The following is a 20520-nucleotide window of genomic DNA, read 5'->3' as shown; positions in this document are numbered from 1 at the left end:
AATGGTGGCGCAAATGTAAAACGAGTTTACCGGTGGGGTCAGAGAGCCGGTAGGGGAACCGCTACCGGCATTTACGGATACAAACGTAGGAGCTTTCTTGATGACTCACACTCAAGGCGCAAGCGGCTCCAGATGCAGCAGCACATAGGGGTTTTTATCGAACTGCCCGACAAGCACCGGCGTTAATCCGCGCCAGCGCGGCTCCTCCAGGCCATCGAATTGCGCCTTGTCCATCACCAGCCACGCCGGCGCCGGCAGCGCTGCGAGGTCGGCAGGTGCCTGGGTGAACAGCGGCACCCGGTCACACTCCACATTGACCATGAATTTGATGGCCTTGGCGTCTTTGCCCAGGCCATGCAACACCAGCGGCGCGGGGTCCTGGCGAATCAGCGCCTGCGCCTCGCGGGCAAAGGTGCGGGTGTCATACAGGCGGCGTTCCAGGGGTTCGACCACCAGGATGTACACGCTCCACACCGCCAGCACCGCGCAAAACGCCGGCCCCACAGGGCGCCAGCGCCACTTCACAAGCATCGCGACGGCAACGACCTGCAAGCCGATCAACAGGCCCAGCGCGCCCTGGAAATGCTCCACCTGCGCGCCAAAACGATGCCGGGCCACCAGCAGCGCGCCGACCAGTAAACCCGGAGCCAGTGCCCATAACCCCAGCATCAAGCGCCGTAGCCCCTTGAACAGGCGCCCATCCGCCCGATGAAACGGATACGCGGCGATGATCGCCACCATGGGCATCATCGGTAACACATAGCGGGCTTTCTTCGCCTCGGGGATCGACAGGCCCAGCATCACGATCAACCCCGCTGCGATGCATCCCAGCAGCAATTGCCAGCCGCTATCGGACGCGCGCCGGCCTCTTTGCAGCACCGCCAGCAGCGCCAACAGGGCCAGCGGGTACGCCGGGGCGTAGTTGCCCAGGGAACTGCTGAAGTAATACAGCACGCTGCTGGAGCCTTCGCGGCCGTCCATGCGTCCGAGGAACTGCATGCGGATCACGTCCTGCATAAAGGCCTCGCCGCCACTGAGCTTGGCCAGCAACAGCAGCAAGCCCACGCACGCCACCAGCAACGCCAGGGCCAGCAGGCCGAAGCTGAACAACGGCCGCCATTGGCGGTTGAGCAGGTAATAGGCGAACAACACCCCAGTGGGGATCACCAGGCCGATGGGCCCGCGAATGGCAAACCCCAGCAGCAACAGGAGCAACAGCCACGGCAGGCGCCGGGGGCTGGCGAAATGATCATGGGCATAGCCCAGGTAAAACACCGCCAGGGTCACCGCCGCCAGCATCTGGTCCAGGGAAACCGAGCGGGTTTCGCTGATAAACGTGCTGCTGAGTAACAGCAACGCGATGCTCAGCAGCGCCCAACGCCGGGAGTAGGGCGCCGTCAGGCGGTAGACCAGGGCAACGATGACCGCCGCAGCGATGGCCGTCGGCAGCCACGCACTAAGGCTGGTGACGCGCCCCAGGGGCAGCGACAACAGCCAGGTCAGCAGGGTCGAGGTCGAGAGGTAATCGGCATATGGCTGGCCATAGGTGGTGGGGAAAAACCCCGGCCCGTGGCGCAGCATTTCCTGGGCGAACAGCACGAAGCGCGAGTCGAAACCGATAATTGCCTGGTCCCAGTTACCGGCGACAAACAGCAACAGGGCCAGCAGCCCGACGCCCCAGGACTGGCGGCGCAAGACAGGCGCGAGCAGCGTGTCCACGCCTCAGGCCTCCAGCAACCGCGGCACCCACTGTTGCTGGGGGATCGGCAACTCGCAGGACTGCCCACGGCCCATGGGGAAGTAGTCAAAGCCCTTGCGCGCCAGGCGCTCGGCGTCATACAGGTTGCGCCCGTCAAAGATCACCGGCGCCTTGAGGCGCGCGTGCAGCAGGTCGAAATCCGGTGCCTTGAACTGCTGCCACTCGGTGCAGACGATCAAGGCGTCGGCGCCCCCCAGGGTCGATTCCGGGGTGCCCATCAGCATCAGGCGCGGGTCATCGCCGTAGAGCTTCTGGGTTTCCTGCATGGCCTCGGGGTCGAAGGCCCGTACGTTGGCCCCGGCGGCCCAGAGCGACTCCATCAGTACCCGGCTCGGCGCGTCGCGCATGTCGTCGGTGTTGGGCTTGAACGCCAGGCCCCACAAGGCAAACGTCTTGCCGCGTAACTCGCCCTTGTAGAACGCCCGGATACGCTCGAACAGTTTGCTTTTCTGGCGCTGGTTGATGGCTTCCACCGCTTCCAGCAGGTCGCTGGAGCAGTTGGCTTGGCGGGCACTGTGGATCAGCGCGCGCATGTCCTTGGGAAAGCACGAGCCGCCGTAGCCGCAACCAGGGTAGATAAAGTGGTAGCCGATCCGCGAATCGGCACCGATGCCCAGGCGCACCGACTCGATATCGGCCCCCAGGTGCTCGGCCAGTTCGGCGATCTGGTTGATAAAGCTGATCTTGGTGGCCAGCATGCAGTTGGCGGCGTACTTGGTCAGCTCGGCGCTGCGCACGTCCATGAAGATGATGCGGTCGTGGTTGCGGTTGAACGGCGCGTACAGGTCACGCATCACCTCGCGCACTTCTTCGCGCTCGCAGCCGATGATGATCCGGTCGGGGCGCCGGCAGTCAGCCACGGCAGAGCCTTCCTTGAGGAATTCCGGGTTGGAGACGATATCGAACACCAGGCTGCGCCCAGCCAGGGCCTTGTCGATATGGGCCCGCAGGGTGTCGCCGGTGCCCACCGGGACCGTGGACTTCTCCACCAGGATCACCGGCTCGACACGATGCCGGGCCACCGCATCACCCACCGACAGCACGTACTTCAAGTCTGCCGAGCCGTCCTCGTCCGAGGGCGTGCCGACCGCGATAAACAACACTTCGCCATGCTCGACCGCGAGTTTTTCCTGGCTGGTAAAGGTCAATCGGCCGTTTTCCAGGTTTTCCCGGACCAGGCTGGCAAGCCCCGGCTCGAAAATGCTCACATGGCCCTGTTGCAGCAGACGCACCTTGTTTTCGTCAACGTCCATGCAGATCACATCGTGACCGACCTCGGCCAATACGGTGGCCTGTACCAGGCCAACGTAACCACTACCAAATACGCTGATTTTCATGGGGCATTCCTGGGGCTTGTATTGCCGATACGACGGGAGTTGATGGTCAAAACGCCGAGGATGACCAGTGCCACCCCCAAGGTCCGTGACAGGGAAAAGGGTTCGTTGAAGCCGGGCAGGCTGGCGGCCAGCAGGTACACCAGGACGTAGCTGATACTCAGCAACGAATAGGCGCGGCTCAGGGGCAGGTGCGCCAGCGCACCGAGCCAGCACAGCATCGACAGGGCGTAGGCCACGATGGCCAGGGCCACCACGCCCAAGGCCACGGGATCAACCATGGGCGCGGTGAGCCAGTCGGCGGGCAATGGCAGGCGTGTCATGCTCCAGCGCATGCCCAACTGGGCCGCGCTGACCAGCACCACGCTGGACAACGCCAGGGTGAAACCGCGCAACCGGCTCATACCTGGCCTCCCAGCAGCAGCACGCCGCCCATCACCAGGGCCACGCCGACCCAGTGGCGGCGGTCTACCGGCTCATGGAACACAAAGCGCGCCACCAGGGTGATCAGTACAAAATTCAGGCTGAGCATCGGGTAGGCAATTCCCACTTCCAGGCGTTGCAGCACCAGCAGCCACACCAGCAGGCCCAGGCCCAGGCACAGCAGGGCCGACCAGAGCCAGGGCGAGCGCAGTTTCAACGCCCAGCCCGCCGGCTGGCCACGCCAGCCTTCCACGGCATACTTTTGCGCGATCTGGCCCATGCAAGTCAGCAGGCACGCGGCCAGGAGCAGCAGCAGACTGATCAAGGCGCCACCTGCGGGAACACCAGGATCACCATGTTGCCTTGCTCGTAGCGCTGTCCATCGCTGGGCAGCAACTCGACTTCATGCACTTCACTCTCGCCCTTGACGCGCATCACCACGCCCACCGAGCCCTGTTTGCGGGCCTCGGTCATCCATTGCTGGACTTGTGTGGTGTCGACCCGGCGCGCGGCGCTGTCAGGGTAGGCCAGGCCGTATTTGACTTCGCCCAGGGTGTCGTACAGCGTCACATCCGGGCGCTTGAGCCGCCACGCCAGGGCGGCCGCTGCGCCCAGGTCGTTGCTCAGCAAACGATTGGTACCTGCCAGTTCCTGGGCGTGATCAATAATGAATTGGTCCGGGGTCTTGTTATTCACCACCGAGTGCGGCAACGCCGCAGGCACCAGGGCCACCAGCAACCAACTGCCCAGGGCCGGCGCCGCCCACAGGCGCAGCGGGCGCGCCGCCTGTAGCAGATTGACGATAATCCAGCCCAGCAACACGATAAACACCAGCACCAGGCTCGACAGTTCCTGCTGGTGGGCATAGATCGGCTTTTTCAGCTGGAAATACACAATTGCCAGCAGGCCCAGCACCCCGAGGATCAGGTTGAGCCAGCCATTGACTTGCAACACCCGGCCACGGGCCTGCGCCAGTTTGTCGGCCAGGGTATGGCCCATCAGCAATGCCAAAGGCAGCAGGCACGGCAAGATGTAAGCCGGCAGCTTGCCCTTGCTCAGGCTGAAAAACGCCAGGGGCATCAGCAACCACAACAACAGGAAGCCAGTGGTGTGCGCACGTTTTTCCTGCCACGCCTGTTTCAGGGTGGAGGGCAACAGGGCCAGCCATGGCAGGCTGAATGCGGCCAGCAACGGCAGGTAGTACCACCAGGCTTCTTCGTGCTGGGCATCTTCACCGGCAAAGCGCTGAATGTGTTCGTGCCAGAAAAAGAAGTTCCAGTAGTCGGGCTCCTGGGCATGCACCATCAGCGCCCAGGGCAGGCTGACCACAATCGCCACAGCCACCGCCACCAGGCCGTAGGCCAGCAGCTCACGCAAGCGCTTTTGCCAGATCATGTAGGGCAGGGCGATCAATACCGGCAGCAGCCAGGCCAAAAAGCCCTTGGTCATGAAGCCCATGGCGCAGGCAAACCCCAACAGGGCCCAGGCGCCTAGGCGCGCCCGCCGGCTGTGGCTGTCGATGCACAGCCACAAGGCCACGCCGCTGAGGTTGACCCAGAAGCTGAACTGCGGGTCGAGGTTGGCGTAGCCCCCCGACATCGCCACGCTGACAAAACTCATGTACAGCACGCTGCTGACTAGGCTCTTGCGTGGATCGTTCCACAGGCGCCGGGCCATGAAGTACACCAAAAGGATGCTCAAGCCCGTGGCCAGCGCAGAGGCCACGCGTACGCCGAACAGGTTTTGCCCGAACAGGGCCTGGCCGAGGGCGATCATCCAGTAACCGGCCGCCGGTTTTTCGAAATAGCGGATGCCCATGAAGTGCGGCGACGCCCATTTGCCGGTCAGCAGCATTTCCTGGCTGATCTGCGCGTAGCGGGTTTCGTCCGGGATCCATAGGCCATGGGTGACCATCGGCAGCAGGTAACACAGGCCGAAGGCCAGTAGGAGCAGGGGCAGGGCCCAACGTCGGATCATGCCTGTTGCACTCCCAGCCAGCCTTCGCGGCCACTGAGTACGCCGCGTGTCAGATGCGCCAGGGGCAAGCTCGCCGGATCGGCCGGCAACAGGTTGCCCAAGGGCTGGAATTGGATGCCGCGCTGCCCTGCCTGAGCGAGCAACTGGCGAAATTCATTAGCCATAAGAATCCCTTCGACTTCTGCGTGGATCGTATAGACGTTGAGTGTCGATTCGGTGAACCGATCAAGAATGAAGCCGTTGAAGTCCTTGGCCGCGACCTGGGGCCCGACCACTTCGTCGAAGGTCGGCAGGTCTACCGGGATCTGCGGCGTGCCGGCGCGGCCATCGGCGAGGATCGGACGGAACAGGCCGGTGCCGCGACAATCGCTGTTGTAACGCAAGCCAAAGCCTTGCTTGGCCTGCACCACCCGCTCATCGGCACGCCAGCCGGCGGCAGCGGAACATTCCACCGGGGCGCCGAGAATATCGCCCAACGTGTCGAGCCCACGGCGTACCTGCTCCACCAACTGCGCATCGCTCCAGCGCCCGGCATTGGCCTGCCAGCCATGGTGATCCCAGGCATGCAGGCCTACTTCGTGCCCGGCGGCCTTGGCCTGGCGCATCAGGTGCCCCAGGTCGCGGCCAATCGGCTTGCCCGGCCAGGCAGTGCCGGCCAGCAGGATGTCCCAGCCGTACAGCCCGGCCGCGTTGGAGCGCAGCATCTTCCACAGGAACTGTGGGCGGATCAGGCGCCACAAATGCCGCCCCATATTGTCCGGGCCGACACTGAAGAAAAACGTCGCCTTGATCCCGGCCTCATCCAGCAACTCCAGCAACCGTGGCACGCCATCACGGGTGCCGCGGTAGGTGTCGACGTCGATGCGCAGACCTGCCTTCATTATTTGCCTGCTTCGCTGGACTGGGCGATTTCCAGCATCGCTTCACGCAGGAAGAAGTCCAGGGTGTTGCCAATGGTTTCGCTCATCTGCACGCTCGGCTCCCAGTCCAGCAGGCGCTTGGCGTTGGCAATGCTCGGCTTGCGGTGCGCCACGTCCTGATAGCCAGTGCCATAGAACGCCTTGCTTTCGACATCACGGAACCCGGCGAATGGCGGGAAGTTACCGCGCAACGGGTGGGCCTCGAACTGACGCAGCAGTTCTTCGCCCAACTGGCGGATGCTCGCTTCGTTGTCCGGGTTGCCGATGTTGATGATCTGGCCGTTGCACGCGTCGTTATCGTTGTCGATGATCCGCGCCAGGGCCTCGATGCCGTCGGCAATGTCGGTGAAGCAGCGTTTCTGCTCGCCACCGTCAAACAGGCGGATTGGCGTGCCTTCCACCAGGTTGAGGATCAACTGGGTGATCGCCCGGGAGCTGCCGATACGCGCCGAATCCAGGCGATCCAGACGCGGGCCCATCCAGTTGAAGGGGCGAAACAGGGTGAAATTCAGGCCTTTGGCGCCATAGGCCCAGATCACCCGGTCCAGCAGTTGCTTGGAGACCGAGTAGATCCAGCGCTGCTTGTTGATCGGCCCCACCACCAGGTTGGAGGTGTCTTCGTCGAAATTCTGGTCCTGGCACATGCCATAGACTTCAGAGGTCGACGGGAAAATCACGCGTTTGTTGTACTTGACGCAGTAGCGCACCAGCTTGAGGTTTTCTTCAAAATCCAGCTCGAACACACGCAACGGGTTGCGGGTGTATTCGATTGGCGTGGCGATGGCCACCAGCGGCAGGACCACGTCGCATTTCTTGATGTGGTACTCGATCCACTCGGAGTGAATGCTGATATCGCCTTCCACATAGTGGAAGTTGGGGTGGCTGCGCAGGCGTTCGATGGCGTCGGAGCCGATGTCCAGGCCGTAGACCTCGTAGCGATCATCGCGCAGCAGGCGCTCGGACAGGTGGTTGCCGATAAAGCCGTTGACCCCCAGGATCAGCACGCGGGTGCGCCGTGGTTTACCGCCCGACTCGGCGCCGCGCAGGATCGAGCCGTCCACCAGGCCCAGTTCATCGGCCAGGGCCGGGCCGGTCAGGTACAGGCCGTGGTCATTGCGCTGGCCAAAGTTGATGACCAGGGAGTCTTCACCGCAGGCAATGCGCAGCGGGTTGACGCTGATCACGCGCCCCGGCGCCTGGCCTTCATTGCCCTTGAGCACTTCGGCTTGCCACACGATCAGCTTGTGCTCGCCCACCGCACAGAACGCGCCGGGGTACGGTTGGGTCACGGCACGCACCAGGTTGAACAATTCTTCTGCGGGCTTGCTCCACACGAGCTTGCCGTCTGCCGGGGTGCGGCGGCCAAAGCAGGTGGCCTGGCTTTCGTCCTGGGCGGTTTCGCTCAACTTGCCCTGGGCCAGTTGCGGCAGCGCGTCACGCAGCAACTGGGTGGCGGCCTCGCGCAGCTTGGCGTGGAGTGTCAGGCCGGTGTCGCTGCGTTCGATCATGACTTTTTGCTGGGCGAGAATCGCGCCGGCATCGGCACGCTTGACCATGCGGTGCAGGGTCACGCCGGTTTCGGTTTCGCCATTGACCAGCACCCAGTTGGCCGGCGCGCGGCCACGGTACTTGGGCAGCAGCGAACCGTGCAGGTTGAATGCGCCCTGGCGCGCGGTGGCCAACAGCGCTTCGCCCAGCAGGTTGCGGTAGTAGAACGAGAAGATGAAGTCCGGGTTGAGCTTGGCCACACGCTCGACCCACAGCGGGTGGTTGGCGTCTTCCGGCGCGTGCACCGGGATGCCGTGGCGCGCGCACAGCTGGGCGACCGAGCCGTAGAAGGTGTTTTCCTTGGGATCATCGGCATGGGTGAACACGGCAGCAATCTGGTAGCCCGTGGCGAGCAGGGCTTCGATGCCTGCACAGCCAATGTCGTGGTACGCGAAGACAACAGCTTTTGAACTCATGACGAAACCTGACTGGAAGAGGAAGTGGACGATTGGGAAGAGGGCAGGCCATCAACGATGACCGCTGGCGCAGGGGCTGTCGGCTCGTTGCGCAGCACCTTTTCAATAAAGAAGCGTGGGCGGGCGCGCACATCGCTGTACATGCGCCCCAGGTATTCACCCAGCAGGCCCATGCCGATGAACTGCCCGCCAGTAAACACAAACAGCACGGCGAACAGCACGAACAGGCCATCGCCGGCCCAATCGGCACCAAAGGCCAGGCGCATGACGATCAGGGCAAAGGCAAACAACATACCCAGGGCCGCCAGGCTGAAACCGACGATGGACAGCAGGCGCAGGGGCGTGGTGGTCATGCACGTCAGCAGGTCGAACATCAGGCTGATCAGGCGCATGGCGCTGTATTTGGATTCGCCGTGTTCGCGCTCGGCGTGGTGCACCAGGATTTCCGTGGTATGGCGCGCAAAGCCGTTGGCCAGGATCGGGATAAAGGTGCTGCGCTCACGGCAGGCGAGCATGGCGTCGACGATGGTGCGCCGGTAGGCACGCAGCATGCAGCCGTAGTCGGTCATGGCCACGCCGGTCGAGCGCTGCACGGCCAGGTTGATCAGGCGCGAAGGCCAGCGGCGAAAGGCCGAGTCCTGGCGATTGTTGCGCACGGTCGCGACCACGTCGTAACCCAGGGCGGCTTGCTCGACCAGGCGTGGAATCTCTTCGGGCGGGTTTTGCAGGTCGGCATCGAGGGTAATCACCACCTCGCCCCGGCATTGTTCAAACCCGGCCATGATCGCGGCGTGCTGGCCGTAGTTGCGATTGAGGATCACCGCTACCACATGGCTGCCGGGCTCGCTTGCCGCGTCTTCCAGCAGTTGGGCGGAACTGTCGCGGCTGCCGTCGTCCACCAGGATGATTTCGTACGCATAGGCCAACTGCTCGCATGCCGCACGGGTACGGCGCAGCAGTTCGGGCAGGCTCTGTTCTTCGTTGTAGACCGGGATAACGATCGACACGCAATGAATAGGGTAGGGTTTCAAAGATTCATGACCTCGGGTTAGAGCAACTTTGAGCGTAGAGATGACAACAAACAGCGGATGAAAGTGCAGGCAGTTCAATAAAAAAGAGCCGCGTGCAGAGCCACCCTGAGTAAAGCCCATAACGGCCAAAGGTAAAGCATTATCAAGGAGTTAGTCAGCAAAACCCGGCTTTCCCCAAGTATTGCGGCCAAGATTAAGCGCAAATTTGTCCAGCGAATATGAAAGGCAGATGAAAAACTCGTTTATTTGGTGGGCAGACAGCTAGTGTTCAGCTAGACAATAAAGAACGCAGACAAACGATAACTGTTTACACGTAGTCCTAATCCGTAAGTGCTTTAGTGCGTATTCGCGCTGATTTAACCGGGTTGGCAATCCATGGCGATTGAACAATCTTCTCAGCAACACCCTGCAAGTGCCGGTAAAGTAGGCGGTCTCTTGCCAGGGTAGTCGGATGAATAGCGTGCAGTTTTTACGGGGCCAGTTAAGGCCGGTGTTGATAGTGATGTGGATGACCCTGGGGGCTGCCCAGACTGCGGGCGCTGCCGAGCAAGTGAGCCTGACGCCGCTGGCCCAGGTTCCGCCCGGGGTCGAGGTGCAGGGCAAGCAGGTGGCAGCGTATAGCTGGGATGACCGCCAGGGTCATAACCTGCTGGTACTGGCCGAGCAGGAAGCAGGCGAGCGCGATGACGACGGCACGCAATCGGCGTCGATCTATGCCGCGCAGTACCTGTTGGAGGGGGATCGCCCCAAGCGCCTGTGGATGCTGCATGACGATGTGCAGCGCTGCGAGTTCGACGCCGGCCTGCACTTCGATAACGCCGCGACCCGCGTCACCGACCTGCTGGGTGACGGTCTGAGCCAGGTGACCGTGGGCTATTCACGCACCTGCACCAGTGATGTCAGCCCCCGTGAGTTCAAGCTGATCATGCACATCGGCAAGGCGCACAAGTACGGGCTGCGTGGGGTCGACCGCTATGGCGCCAGTTGGTGGGACGAGGAGGCCGGCGCGCTGCGCGGTATGCCGCTGCCCACCGATTGCACGGTTGCCGCGCAGCAGGCCCTGGTCAGTCAATACCAGGAGCAGGGCACCGACCTGCCATTGCCAGGCTGCTACAACGACGAGCAAGACTTCGCCAAGGCGCCCGCCAAGCTGCTGGTTTTCATGCGCCAGCAGTGGTTTGCGCTGATGCAAAAACAGGACGCCGACTGGAGCCAGCAGCAGAGCCCGGCACCGGCCGAGGATGAGCCCTAGTTTGGTATGCGGCGCCGACCTGCGTTAGACTCGGCGCTCGCCAAACCAATAAATACCGAGATTAAACATAGGCTTAGTCTCGATATTTAATCTCAAGGCTGATCTATTTTGACTGAGATTTCCCGCAACCCCCTGACCCTTTATCTCGCGCGCCTGGCGCCCTCCAGCCAATTGACTATGCGCTACGTGCTGCAAGACGCCGCCGACCGCCTGGGTTTCGAAGAAATCAACCTGGAAGATATCGACTGGCATCTGTTGCAACCCGAACACGTGATGGCCCTGGTCGCCGTGTTACGTGAAGACGGGTACGCGCCCAACACCTCATCGCTGTATGTCAACGCCGTGCGCGGGGTGATGAACGAAGCCTGGCGCATCAGCCTGATCAGCCAGGAACACCTGCTGAAGATGCGCTCGGTCAAAGCCACCGCCGGCACGCGCCTGAGCCAGGGACGCAACCTGCGCCGCACCTTGATCCGCGAACTGATGGACGTCTGCGCTGCCGATCCAAGGCCCCAGGGCCTGCGGGATGCGGCAGTGATCGCAATCCTCTATGGCTCGGGGATGCGCAAGTCAGAGTCGGTCAACCTCGACCTGGCCCAGGTGAACTTTGCAGAGCGCAGCCTGCGGGTGATCGGCAAGGGCAACAAGGAACTGGTCAAGTACGCGCCAGCCTGGGCGTTTGCCAAGTTGCAGGCCTGGCTGGAATTTCGCCGCGAGCATCTAAAGGACGGGGAACAGGACGATAGCTTCCTGTTCAACCGCATCCGCCGTGGCAGCCACATCACCCGCGAACGCATTACCAAACATGCGATTTACTACATCGCCCGCCAACGCGGCGAGCAGGTGGGCGTGAAGATCATGCCCCATGATTTCCGGCGATCATTCATTACCCGGGTGATCGAGGAGCATGACTTGTCGATTGCGCAGAAACTGGCGCACCACACCAATATCCAGACCACCGCCAGCTACGACGTGCGCGATGACAACGAGCGGCGGCGGGCGATTGATCGATTTGATCTTTGATTTTTCAGACTCAGGAAGTAAGCATGACTACAAGCATTAATGATTTCTGGTGGGCGACCCTGCTTGCACTGAGCGGCTGGGGTGCGATCGCCTTTTTGATCGGGTGGCGGGTACGTTCCGGCAAGGTCTTTAAGGGCATCACGGCGGCGAAACAGAATATCTACCTGGGGTTGATTCTGGTGGTTGTTTCTATGGTCCCGCCTGGTGTTTCGTGGTTCAAATACATGGATTTCAAAGAGCAGCGGCAAGCTGAGTCCCAAGAAACAGCGCAAATGAACCAGCGCCTGCAAGCCGATACCGACGAAAAAAGATGCGCTGCGCTCAAGGCTCAGAACCAGGAATGCCCGCCAAAAAAAGACCAGCAGAGGCAAGAGGATGATGGCGAAACGCTATACACCATCATGGCCAAAATTGTCGATATGATCGGCGTGTTTGTGGGCTTTCTCGGGGGTGCGCTGGGGGTCAATATCTTGTCTGAAGGCCTGTTCAGGAGAGACAAGACACTGCCTGAGCCCCTGGAGCCTTCGCCGATGTATGTGAAGCGAACCATCACCTACGAAGGCGGCAAAATACACCATGAGACCATCATGGAATATCGCCCATCCAAACCAGAGTAGGGGATAGGCACAACCCCGCAGATCAAGTGCAGGCGCTGTCGAGCCGCTATCGCAGATTTGAGCGGTGTCGCCCTCGACAAGGGCTACGGCTTATTGGCATGTCAATGCCTGGCGCTCGTAGTTCAACGCCCTGTTTTGCGCGGGCAGGGCGTACGGCGCCGTACATTGCTGGTCACCCCACTTGATCGTCAGTCTGCCCTGGTCTTCTTCAACCAGCACCAAGGCATTGCCGCTGGGGTCGGCGATGGCCAATTGCTTGCCGCTGGCGTCTTCCAGGGAGGCGCCAAACGTCATGCGCTGGTGCTGTGCATCAAACAGTTCAAACAGCACGCGCCGCCCGCTTTTGCCGCTGTAGCGGGCCAATACCACCGCCCCACGGCGTGGCACCAGTTGCTGCGTGGCCTGGGTGATTTCGATGTCGCCGCCCAGGTCGCGGGTGTCGAGGCTGATCCAGTTCACTCGATAAGGTTGTGTCGAGGGGATAACTGCATAGCCGTTGCGCCCGGTTTCAACCCCGCTGTAGCTGCTGATCTTTGCCCCGCTGATGCCCGGCACCTGGGCCAGGGCGAAGGTCTCGCTGACAGTCTGCCCAAGGTTGATACCTCCGGCGTGGGCCACCACCGAACCGGCAACGTTAAGGTTTTGCGAGTCATAACCACGCCCCTGGCTGTACCCCAGGCTGATATCGGCCATGGAGGTGCGGCTGTTGATGTTGGCTGATCCCGATTGGCCGCCCGTACTGCTATGGCCGGCCTGCACCGAATAGAACACATCGCTGGTATCGGCCACATAACCGTTGATACCGGCCTGGGTGCTGGTATCGCCTCGCTGGGTGCTGCTGGTGACGAACGCGCGCGGCGCCCGGGGCTGGCTGCCCAAGGGGAACGAAACAGACAGGTTGAACTGCGTGTCGGAGTCGGGTGCGCCCCAGCTGGCGATCTGTTTGGTGCGGGTCACGCCCAGGTTGTAGCTCAGGTCGCCCCAGTTGTTGTTGTAGCCAGCTGAAAAGCTCTGGGAGCCGCCACGGTTCCAATAGCGTTGGTCGGTGGCGTTCACGTAGAGGCTGCCGAACTCACGGTTGCGCCCCAGACTCTGGTTGATGGTCAGGTCGGTACGGGTTTTCGAGTTGCCGGTGCGCTTGACGGCCTCTTCGCTGGTGTCCTCGACGTGGTCGGTCAGGGTGCGGTAACCCTCGGTTGAATAACGATACGCGGCGAGGGTGAAATTGGTGTCGGTGCCGGCAAAGGTCTTGGCATACAACGCACGCACACTGTTGCCCTGGGTCGTTTGCCCTTGGGCGGCGCTCGACGAGTGAGTGACGTCCATGGACACGGCGCCCAGCGATGTGTTGCGGCCCACTCCCAGGGAGAACGCCTTGTAGTCTTCACTGGCTTGCAGGCCGACAATCGCGCTCAGGTTGCTGGTGAGGCCGTAGGCGAGGGTGCTGCTGACAAATTGCGGGCTCGCCAAGCCGTCAGCATTGCTGCTGAATTTACCGGCCGACACGCTGTATTTGACCTGGCCTTCACGCACCATGATCGGCAGGCTGGAGAACGCCTGGGTGCTCACGTGACGACGGCCGTCGGCCTCGATGATGGTGATTTCCAGGTCGCCGTTCGAGCCGCTGGGGTAGATGTCGTTGATCTCGAAGGGGCCGGGCGCGACGTTGGCGGTGTACAGGATGTAGTCGTTCTGGCGGATTTCTACGGTGGCGTTGGTTTGCGCTACACCACGGATCACCGGCGCATAACCGCGCTCGCTGTCGGCGCGCATGCCTTCGTCGGACGCCAGTTTCAGGCCACGGTAGCGCACGCTGTCGAACAGGTCGGTATCGGAAAAAATCTCGCCGGCACTGAACTGCCCCTTGAGCACAGTCACGTCATGCTGCACATAGCTGCGGTTGCTGGTGAAATTGCTCGGGCGCCCGGTACCGCTGCTCAGGTTCGACTCGTTACGCAGCCGCCAGCCCCCCAGGTTGATGCCATTGCGCAGCCCCAGGTTGTTGTTGATGCGCGTTTCATAGTCGCCGCCTGTGCGGCTGCTGTTGAGTTGATAGTTGATAAACGCCGCCGGCACGCCGTCGTCCCAAAGTTCTGGGTCGACATAACCGCGCATGCCCCGTTGCATCGCGACCTGCGGAATGCTCGCCGCCAGGCGCAGGCGACTGGCGTCATAGCGCAAGGTCGCCTGGTCGATCAGCGTCGGCAGGTCGTAGCAGTCCTGGGGCTGGTTGGGGTCGAGCTTGCCCTGGGCCTGCAAGAGGGGCATGTCGATGCCCAGTTGCTTGAGCAGATCCAGGGTCAGGCAGGGGTCGACCCGGCCGGTCTGCGGGTTGCGTTTGAAGTCGATGTCACGCCGGCCCACCAACACCTCATTGCTGTACAGGTCGACCCGGTAGTTGCCAGGCAGCACGCTGTTGGCCGAGAGCAGTTGCTGCAGGTCGACCGACGATTGTGCACCTTGCAAAAAAGTGGTGTTGAACACTTCCAGGGACGGTTCATCGGCAACGGCCCAAGCGGGCGAACCGGCAAGAATGGCCAGTGACAGCGTGCAAGTTGTCGACGCGCGTAAAGTGCGCTCGCTTGATATGTAATGATTGGGCCTGCTGCCTAAAAGAAAAAACATGCAATCATCCCTGCTTATCGGACAGGCGAGGCACGCGAGTACGCACTCGAATCGAACCTGAAGGGTTTAAGGGAAATGCTTATTGCCGGGTGCGCGCCTCAATGGCCTTGGCTGTCAGGCGCGTGGAAAGTTGTGCGGTGTATTTATCTTGTGCGCCATAGTCGTTAATACTGGAAAAAGACAACTGCACAGCATCGTGACTATTGAGTTGTTTAACGCTGAACTGTTTTTCGGCACCCGGCGCAATCATTGTCGAGTCGGCAGCCAGTTCTGTTTGTTTACCGGCCTGCAGTTGTATGTCGGCCATGGACACGTGATACAGCGTCGGGTTCTTTACCGTCAGCAGCGAGTCAGCGCCGCGCTTTTGCAATTGCCACTGCAGTTGCGCGGGCGCCGACAGCGCGCTACCTGGCAACCCCGCTGGGCGGAAAAACACCTTGATGCGCTGGCGTACCGCCAACTGCAACGTGTTGTCGGAGGCGGCGGCCTGGGGAATCTCTTGCACATTGAGCCAGACCACGGACTCACGATCCGTTGGCATCCCGGCACCCTGGTAGAGGATTCGCAGCAACTGCTGCTCCTTGGCAAATATGCGTGCCAGTGGCGGGGTTACCGCGAAGGGTGCAGCACTGGCTTGCGCATCGTTGGTGTCGACCCAGGATTGAATCAATACGTCCTGGTTACCGTTGCGCACGGTGATATTGGCCTCCTTGTGATCGCCATCGAAGACGATACGGGTGGCACTCAGTGAAATGCTCGCGGCAGCCTGGGTCGCCATAAGCAGGGTCAGCAGCCCGAGGCCTGCTGCAATGGAACGAGGCAACATGATGTCTACCGTTTGGTGGTCGAATAAATGGCGAGGCCCGAAGGCCTCGCGCGTGACAGGCGCTGCGTGTCGTTTATTCGTATTGCAGGATGAACGGCAGGGTGGCGTCACCACGACCCGCGGTAGAGGCACCGGCTGCACCGGTGGTCACATAGGCTGCGGCAAAGCTCAAGGTTGCGTCGCCGCCTACGGCACCTTGGCCGTGCATGGCACTTTCGATACGAGCGGTGGCCGGGGAGCTGAGGTCGATCAGCGCGCCAGTGCTGTCGAGCAGTGCGATACCGACGTTGCTTGCGCTGCCGTTACCAGGGGTCAGGGCGAGGACTTTTTTACCAGTCACCAGGCCTGAACCACCACTTTTGGCGTCAAAGATCATCGCCACTTTAGTGCCCAGGTTGCAGTTAACGCTGAGGTTGAAGTCCTTGGCGGTTACACGGCCCGAGGCCGGGTTTTCAGCAGTGCCCATGTCTTTGATGGAGACGGTGCCCATGTCGACGGAGATCACGCGATCAGCGTTGGCACCGTCAACCGAGCAAGCGTCGTTGTTGATCAAACCGGTGAAGGTGATTTTGCCGCCGCCGCCCGGGGTACCCGTACCCGGGGTAGTTTCGGCAAACGCACTGCCGCTGGCGGCAATAACTGACACAGCGATAAGGGCCAGGGAAAACTTCTTCATGATGATGTCCGTTAGTGTTGGTTGTAGAGACGGGTTGAAACTGCCAACGAACAATAGTGAATTTGTGCCTTAGAGAGAATAAGACGATTCTTATAAAGCACTACAGCGCGAGTTAGTTAAAAATGGCACTACTTGATAAAGTGCGAACTAGTTGAAGATATTCTGCTCCAGGCAATAAGTTAATAAATCCTGATCACTGCTGACTTCAAGTTTGCGCATGGCCGAAATTTTTTGCGCACTGATAGTCTTTGAGCTTCTATTCTGGCTGCGCGCGATATCACTGACACTTTTGCCCGAAATGAATAAACGCAATATCTCGTACTCCTTCGGCGATAGCGTCGAGAAGCGTGCATCAATGGCAGTCATTGACTCGATCACCGAGGTCTTGGCCGGCTCCAGGCTGCGATACAGCGCCTGTTGCGCAATGGACTTGAGGGCGACCTGGATTTCGGTGTGCAACTGGCTTTTCTGGATTACCCCAACCACCCCCAACTCTTGCAGGCGGGTCAGGATCAGATGGTTGGAAATCATGGTCAGGATCAGAATCTGCACCTCGGGGAAGTGTCGCTTGAGGTACTCCACCAGTTTCAAGCCATCACCGTAGGGCGAATCGCCGGGCATGTTGTAATCGGTAATCACGATGTCGACGGGCTGCTGCTCAAGCAGGCCAATGAGGCCCGCCGAACAGATCGCTTCACCGACGACTTCAAAGCGCTCGTCTCGCTCGACGAGTTCTCGCACCCCCAGGAGCACGATGGGGTGATCGTCTGCAATAACCACAGTGAATGTTTTCATAAGGCGGGCCCGTAATGCTGGTTCAGTAAGTGAGGTGGTCCCAAGCGCTTGCGCGCCAGGCGGTGCAATGTGCTCATAGCTGTGCCCCGAGCAAGGCTGACAGCCGAGTCATGACCTGTTTTGTCTCAAGCTCCAGCGTGGTACTGAGCCGGCCGCCGGCCAACTGGCTTTCCAGTTCGATACACGCCTGGGCCAGGTCGAGTGCCTGCACCGCCCCCAAGGCGCCGGCCACCGAATGCAAGGTTTCGGCCAGGCCCCGGCAATCACGTTGCTCGAGTGCGGCGCTGATGCGCTGCAGATCGTGCTGCACACTGCTGATAAACAGCGGGCGCATTTTGTCTGACATCTGCACCGTGTCAATTACCGCCGGCTCGGCGCGTACCGTGGGTTTGCACAGTTTGATCAACTGCGCACGCAGGGTTTGCAGGCTCAAGGGCTTGACCAGCCAGGCATTCATCCCGACCGCCAGGCAACGCTGGCCTTCCTCGCGCATGGCATTGGCGGTGACACCGATGATCGGCAGTTGCGGATCGTGCTCCCTGAGGGTGCGGGCCAGTTCATAGCCATTCATCAACGGCATATTGACGTCCGTCAGCACCAGGTCGAAGGCTTGGGGTTGCCATAGGTGCATGGCCTGCTCGCCGTTGTCCGCCAGGGTTACCGTACAGCCCAACGCTTGCAGCTGTTCCTGGATGATGGCCTGGTTCACCGGGTTGTCCTCAGCCACCAGGATGCGCAGCTGCAACTGCCCGGCACTCTGTTGTTCGGCGTGCAGCACGGCCTCCTGTTTACCCCGTTGCGCCAGTGAAACCACCGCCGCAATGGCGCGCACGTCATGCATATCCACTTCCCAGCCTTGGGCGGTGTGCAGCGGCGGGCTGTGTGCCCCCGGCACACACAACACCCGTGGCCCGGACCAGGGCCGCGGCGGGCCTGCGGGCAGCATCTCGACCAGCACCGCTCGCTCGCTTTGTTGGGCCAGGGGCAGCGCTGCCACCGAGGCCTGGATGCCCAGGCGGCTGAGCCAGTCGCACAGCGACTCGGCCAACTCGCGCACGGGCGCCAGCACCTGCACCGGTGTGGTGCTTGGTTCAATGGGCGGCAGCCCCGGCAGCTCGCCACGGCCTGTCGGCAAGCTCATCTTCAGGGTGAAGCTGCTGCCCAGGCCGGGTTCGCTGACCACCTTGATCTGGCCATCCATCATCTCGGCCAGCCAGCGGCAAATCGGCAGGCCAAGCCCGGCGCCGCCTTGGCCGGCGGTGTCCGGGGCCTGGTAGAACAAGTCGAACAGCTTGGCCTGCTGCGCCTGGCTGATGCCCACGCCGGAGTCGGTCACTTGCCACTCCAGGTCGACGCGATCGTTGCCCCGGCGCAGCGCCCTGGCACGAATCACCACGCGGCCTATGTCGGTAAACTTGATGGCGTTGCTCACCAGATTGTTGAGGATCTGGCGGATACGCATCGGGTCGCCGACCACGCAATCGGGCAACTGCGCATCGATGCAGCCGTACAGTTGCAGGCCCTTGCGCTGGGCGAAGGCTGCGTAGGTGTGCAGGGTGTCTTCGAGCATGTCCAGCGGGCAAAACTCGATGGATTCGATTGCCATCTGCCCGGATTCGATTTTCGACACATCGAGCACATCACTGATCAGTTGGAACAGCGTGGCAGACGAGCGCTGAATGGTGTGCAGGTAGGTTTTCTGGCGCGGGTCCAGGGGCGTCAACCCGAGCAGTTCCAGGGTGCCGAGCACCCCGTACAAAGGCGTGCGGATTTCATGGCTCATGGTGGCCAGGAACAGCGTCTTGGCTTCATTGGCCGCATCGGCGGCGCGCCGGGCGTCTTCCAGGGCCAGGGCGTCCTCGATGTGCCGGGTGACGTCGTTGAATGCATACAGGCGCACATCCTGGCCCTGGTAACGGGTGGAGACGAAGCCCACCTGCAAGTGCCGGCCCTCGATTTCCAGGTGGGTTTCGCCACTGTCGGCGCTGTCGTGGGAACGGCTGAGGGCCGCCACCAGCCTGGCGGTGCCGGGCCATTGCTGGGCGCGCTGGTTCTCGATCAATACCTGGCCATCCGCGCGGCCCACCACACACAGGCCGGTGGGCGCGGTGTCAATGATCACCCGGCTGAACGCCACGCTTTCGGCAATGCGCTCATGGGCCTGGCGCGCCGGGCGAATCACGTGCTTGCGGTACCAGCGGTTGCCCGCCCAGGCAATCGCCAGTACCGCACACACAAATAGCGCAAGGCTCGTCAGTGGCCACAGGGCATAGCGGAAAAAATGCTTGTAGCTGATCCCGTAGATCGCCGTCCACTGCGACTCAGTATTGTGGGTGATCTTGAACTCCAGGCCTTCAGCGCGAAAATTCAGCCCTTCGCCCAGGGACGACGCCATGGCCTGGGGGCCAGTCAACGTCTGGCCGGCCGGGGAGATCAGGGTGAACCGGTCATAGATGGACGACTCCATGGTGCGTTCCACATCGTTGACGTGCGCCATGTCCAGCAGGGTGGCAACCATCACCGGGTTATCGCCTTGACCGGCGCGCAATAGCTGAGGGTTGAGGGTCACCGCCACATACGCCAATAACTGAGGGGCCGCAGGGGGCGTGCCGGATGGGGTGTAGGCCTCCCAGTAAAGGCGCTCGTCCACTCGGTGCAACTGGCCGAGCCTTTGCCGCACGGCCTCGGCCTGCTCGGGGGACGGGCCGTTGAATGGGGTTTTGCCGCCTCGCTGGTAGCCGACCGCAGGCACCGCCATGTCGTAGTTGACCAGGCGGTTGAAGATAAAGACATGGGGCGAAGCGTAGGGCGACGATGACCAGAACGCACTGTAGTAGCTGGCCAGGTGCACGCCGAGGGCAAAGATCTTCTGCTGCTCGACGGGCGTGACCCGTTGTGCCTCGAACCGCGCGCTGAAGGGCACCGAAAACGCGAACTCGCGGCCTTCATAACGGGTGGTGTGGGCGTCCAGGCGTTGGCTCTGGAGGCTGGCCTGGACGTTCTTGTCGCTGGTCAACTCGCGTTGGATAGCCGGCTGCGCCAGGGTCCGGAGGAAGACTTCCTGTTCCTGGATGTTTTCCATCAGCCGCGCAAAATGAAAACCCACGGCAGCGTACTGTGCATCGATGATCCGCTGCAGTGCCCAGTAACTGGTGCCTGCCAGCAGCAACGCGACGCCGAGCACCACCATCAGCCCTTTGTTCAAGCGCAGTGAGCTGCGGGTGAATGCTTCGAGGATCGCGTTGTTGTGCTTCATGGAAGGTTTTCGCAGGCGGATGAAGAATCGGCGCTGGATGGA

Annotated in this window: 16 protein-coding genes; 3 read left to right on the top strand and 13 right to left on the bottom strand. The window is 61.5% G+C overall.

The features are described 5' to 3' along the window. Positions 1 to 111: 111 nt before the first annotated feature. From ACO77H_RS14505 to arnC, 8 genes are read right to left on the bottom strand one after another with little or no spacing between them, the layout of a single operon-like run. The gene (locus ACO77H_RS14505) at positions 112 to 1719 is read right to left on the bottom strand and encodes a glycosyltransferase family 39 protein (RefSeq protein WP_432754145.1); all 1608 of its coding nucleotides are present in this window, start codon (positions 1717 to 1719) and stop codon (positions 112 to 114) included. Between the two features lie 3 nt (positions 1720 to 1722). Next, complete coding sequence (locus ACO77H_RS14500; RefSeq protein ID WP_169951734.1) at positions 1723 to 3096, bottom strand: UDP-glucose dehydrogenase family protein; 1374 nt, start codon at positions 3094 to 3096, stop codon at positions 1723 to 1725. Then, positions 3093 to 3497 (bottom strand): 4-amino-4-deoxy-L-arabinose-phosphoundecaprenol flippase subunit ArnF, encoded by a 405-nt coding sequence (arnF, locus tag ACO77H_RS14495; RefSeq protein WP_170057319.1) that lies wholly within the window; start codon positions 3495 to 3497, stop codon positions 3093 to 3095. Before arnF ends, ACO77H_RS14500 begins: the two co-directional genes overlap by 4 nt. Further along, positions 3494 to 3841 (bottom strand): 4-amino-4-deoxy-L-arabinose-phosphoundecaprenol flippase subunit ArnE, encoded by a 348-nt coding sequence (gene arnE / locus ACO77H_RS14490; protein ID WP_170041388.1) that lies wholly within the window; start codon positions 3839 to 3841, stop codon positions 3494 to 3496. Before arnE ends, arnF begins: the two co-directional genes overlap by 4 nt. Further along, positions 3838 to 5493 carry a lipid IV(A) 4-amino-4-deoxy-L-arabinosyltransferase gene (gene arnT / locus ACO77H_RS14485; protein ID WP_170041389.1) on the bottom strand — a complete coding sequence of 552 codons (1656 nt, stop codon included), beginning with the start codon at positions 5491 to 5493 and terminating at the stop codon, positions 3838 to 3840. The genes arnE and arnT overlap by 4 nt, the downstream gene beginning before the upstream one ends. Continuing rightward, positions 5490 to 6377, bottom strand: coding sequence for a 4-deoxy-4-formamido-L-arabinose-phosphoundecaprenol deformylase (gene arnD, locus ACO77H_RS14480; protein WP_170041619.1), 888 nt, complete (start codon positions 6375 to 6377; stop codon positions 5490 to 5492). Before arnD ends, arnT begins: the two co-directional genes overlap by 4 nt. Then, on the bottom strand, positions 6374 to 8377 hold the full coding sequence (gene arnA / locus ACO77H_RS14475; protein WP_169951727.1) for a bifunctional UDP-4-amino-4-deoxy-L-arabinose formyltransferase/UDP-glucuronic acid oxidase ArnA: 2004 nt from the start codon (positions 8375 to 8377) through the stop codon (positions 6374 to 6376). The genes arnD and arnA overlap by 4 nt, the downstream gene beginning before the upstream one ends. Further along, positions 8374 to 9408: an undecaprenyl-phosphate 4-deoxy-4-formamido-L-arabinose transferase gene (gene arnC, locus ACO77H_RS14470; RefSeq protein WP_169951725.1), complete on the bottom strand. Its 1035-nt coding sequence runs from the start codon at positions 9406 to 9408 to the stop codon at positions 8374 to 8376. Before arnC ends, arnA begins: the two co-directional genes overlap by 4 nt. A 451-nt stretch (positions 9409 to 9859) precedes the next feature. On the opposite strand from arnC, the gene ACO77H_RS14465 reads away from it, so the two are divergent. The 3 genes from ACO77H_RS14465 (at position 9860) to ACO77H_RS14455 (ending at position 12300) form a co-directional block, all read left to right on the top strand. Next, positions 9860 to 10660 carry a M949_RS01915 family surface polysaccharide biosynthesis protein gene (locus tag ACO77H_RS14465; protein WP_170041391.1) on the top strand — a complete coding sequence of 267 codons (801 nt, stop codon included), beginning with the start codon at positions 9860 to 9862 and terminating at the stop codon, positions 10658 to 10660. Between the two features lie 108 nt (positions 10661 to 10768). Continuing rightward, positions 10769 to 11683, top strand: a complete 915-nt coding sequence (locus ACO77H_RS14460; protein ID WP_169951721.1) for a site-specific integrase — start codon at positions 10769 to 10771, stop codon at positions 11681 to 11683. A 23-nt stretch (positions 11684 to 11706) separates the two neighbouring features. Then, a complete protein-coding gene (locus ACO77H_RS14455) occupies positions 11707 to 12300 on the top strand; it encodes a hypothetical protein (RefSeq protein ID WP_432754144.1) in 594 nt (197 codons plus the stop codon). A gap of 90 nt (positions 12301 to 12390) precedes the next feature. Here ACO77H_RS14455 and ACO77H_RS14450 read toward each other — a convergent pair whose 3' ends face one another. From ACO77H_RS14450 to ACO77H_RS14430, 5 genes are all read right to left on the bottom strand, one after another. Next, positions 12391 to 14925, bottom strand: a complete 2535-nt coding sequence (locus ACO77H_RS14450) for a fimbria/pilus outer membrane usher protein (RefSeq protein WP_432754143.1) — start codon at positions 14923 to 14925, stop codon at positions 12391 to 12393. Positions 14926 to 15004: 79 nt separating this feature from the next. Next, positions 15005 to 15751, bottom strand: a complete 747-nt coding sequence (locus tag ACO77H_RS14445; RefSeq protein ID WP_432754142.1) for a fimbrial biogenesis chaperone — start codon at positions 15749 to 15751, stop codon at positions 15005 to 15007. Between the two features lie 73 nt (positions 15752 to 15824). Further along, on the bottom strand, positions 15825 to 16427 hold the full coding sequence (locus ACO77H_RS14440; RefSeq protein WP_169951714.1) for a fimbrial protein: 603 nt from the start codon (positions 16425 to 16427) through the stop codon (positions 15825 to 15827). A 147-nt stretch (positions 16428 to 16574) separates the two neighbouring features. Then, positions 16575 to 17222, bottom strand: a complete 648-nt coding sequence (locus ACO77H_RS14435; protein WP_172311420.1) for a response regulator — start codon at positions 17220 to 17222, stop codon at positions 16575 to 16577. Positions 17223 to 17295: 73 nt separating this feature from the next. Continuing rightward, positions 17296 to 20478, bottom strand: a complete 3183-nt coding sequence (locus ACO77H_RS14430) for a response regulator (RefSeq protein WP_432754141.1) — start codon at positions 20476 to 20478, stop codon at positions 17296 to 17298. Between the last annotated feature and the right edge of the window lie 42 nt (positions 20479 to 20520).

The organism is Pseudomonas sp. WMBT8 (assembly GCF_050916005.1).
GTDB lineage: Bacteria > Pseudomonadota > Gammaproteobacteria > Pseudomonadales > Pseudomonadaceae > Aquipseudomonas.
This window is presented reverse-complemented; position numbering and strand designations above follow the sequence as displayed.

Excerpts from the sequence above, each read along its gene's own strand:
- ACO77H_RS14440 (WP_169951714.1), bottom strand. The coding sequence starts at position 16,427 with ATGAAGAAGTTTTCCCTGGCCCTTATCGCTGTGTCAGTTATTGCCGCC.
- ACO77H_RS14430 (WP_432754141.1), bottom strand. The coding sequence starts at position 20,478 with ATGAAGCACAACAACGCGATCCTCGAAGCATTCACCCGCAGCTCACTG.
- arnF (WP_170057319.1), bottom strand. The coding sequence starts at position 3,497 with ATGAGCCGGTTGCGCGGTTTCACCCTGGCGTTGTCCAGCGTGGTGCTG.
- ACO77H_RS14500 (WP_169951734.1), bottom strand. The coding sequence starts at position 3,096 with ATGAAAATCAGCGTATTTGGTAGTGGTTACGTTGGCCTGGTACAGGCC.
- ACO77H_RS14465 (WP_170041391.1), top strand. The coding sequence starts at position 9,860 with ATGAATAGCGTGCAGTTTTTACGGGGCCAGTTAAGGCCGGTGTTGATA.
- ACO77H_RS14455 (WP_432754144.1), top strand. The coding sequence starts at position 11,707 with ATGACTACAAGCATTAATGATTTCTGGTGGGCGACCCTGCTTGCACTG.
- arnT (WP_170041389.1), bottom strand. The coding sequence starts at position 5,493 with ATGATCCGACGTTGGGCCCTGCCCCTGCTCCTACTGGCCTTCGGCCTG.
- arnA (WP_169951727.1), bottom strand. The coding sequence starts at position 8,377 with ATGAGTTCAAAAGCTGTTGTCTTCGCGTACCACGACATTGGCTGTGCA.
- ACO77H_RS14450 (WP_432754143.1), bottom strand. The coding sequence starts at position 14,925 with ATGTTTTTTCTTTTAGGCAGCAGGCCCAATCATTACATATCAAGCGAG.
- ACO77H_RS14445 (WP_432754142.1), bottom strand. The coding sequence starts at position 15,751 with ATGTTGCCTCGTTCCATTGCAGCAGGCCTCGGGCTGCTGACCCTGCTT.
- ACO77H_RS14435 (WP_172311420.1), bottom strand. The coding sequence starts at position 17,222 with ATGAAAACATTCACTGTGGTTATTGCAGACGATCACCCCATCGTGCTC.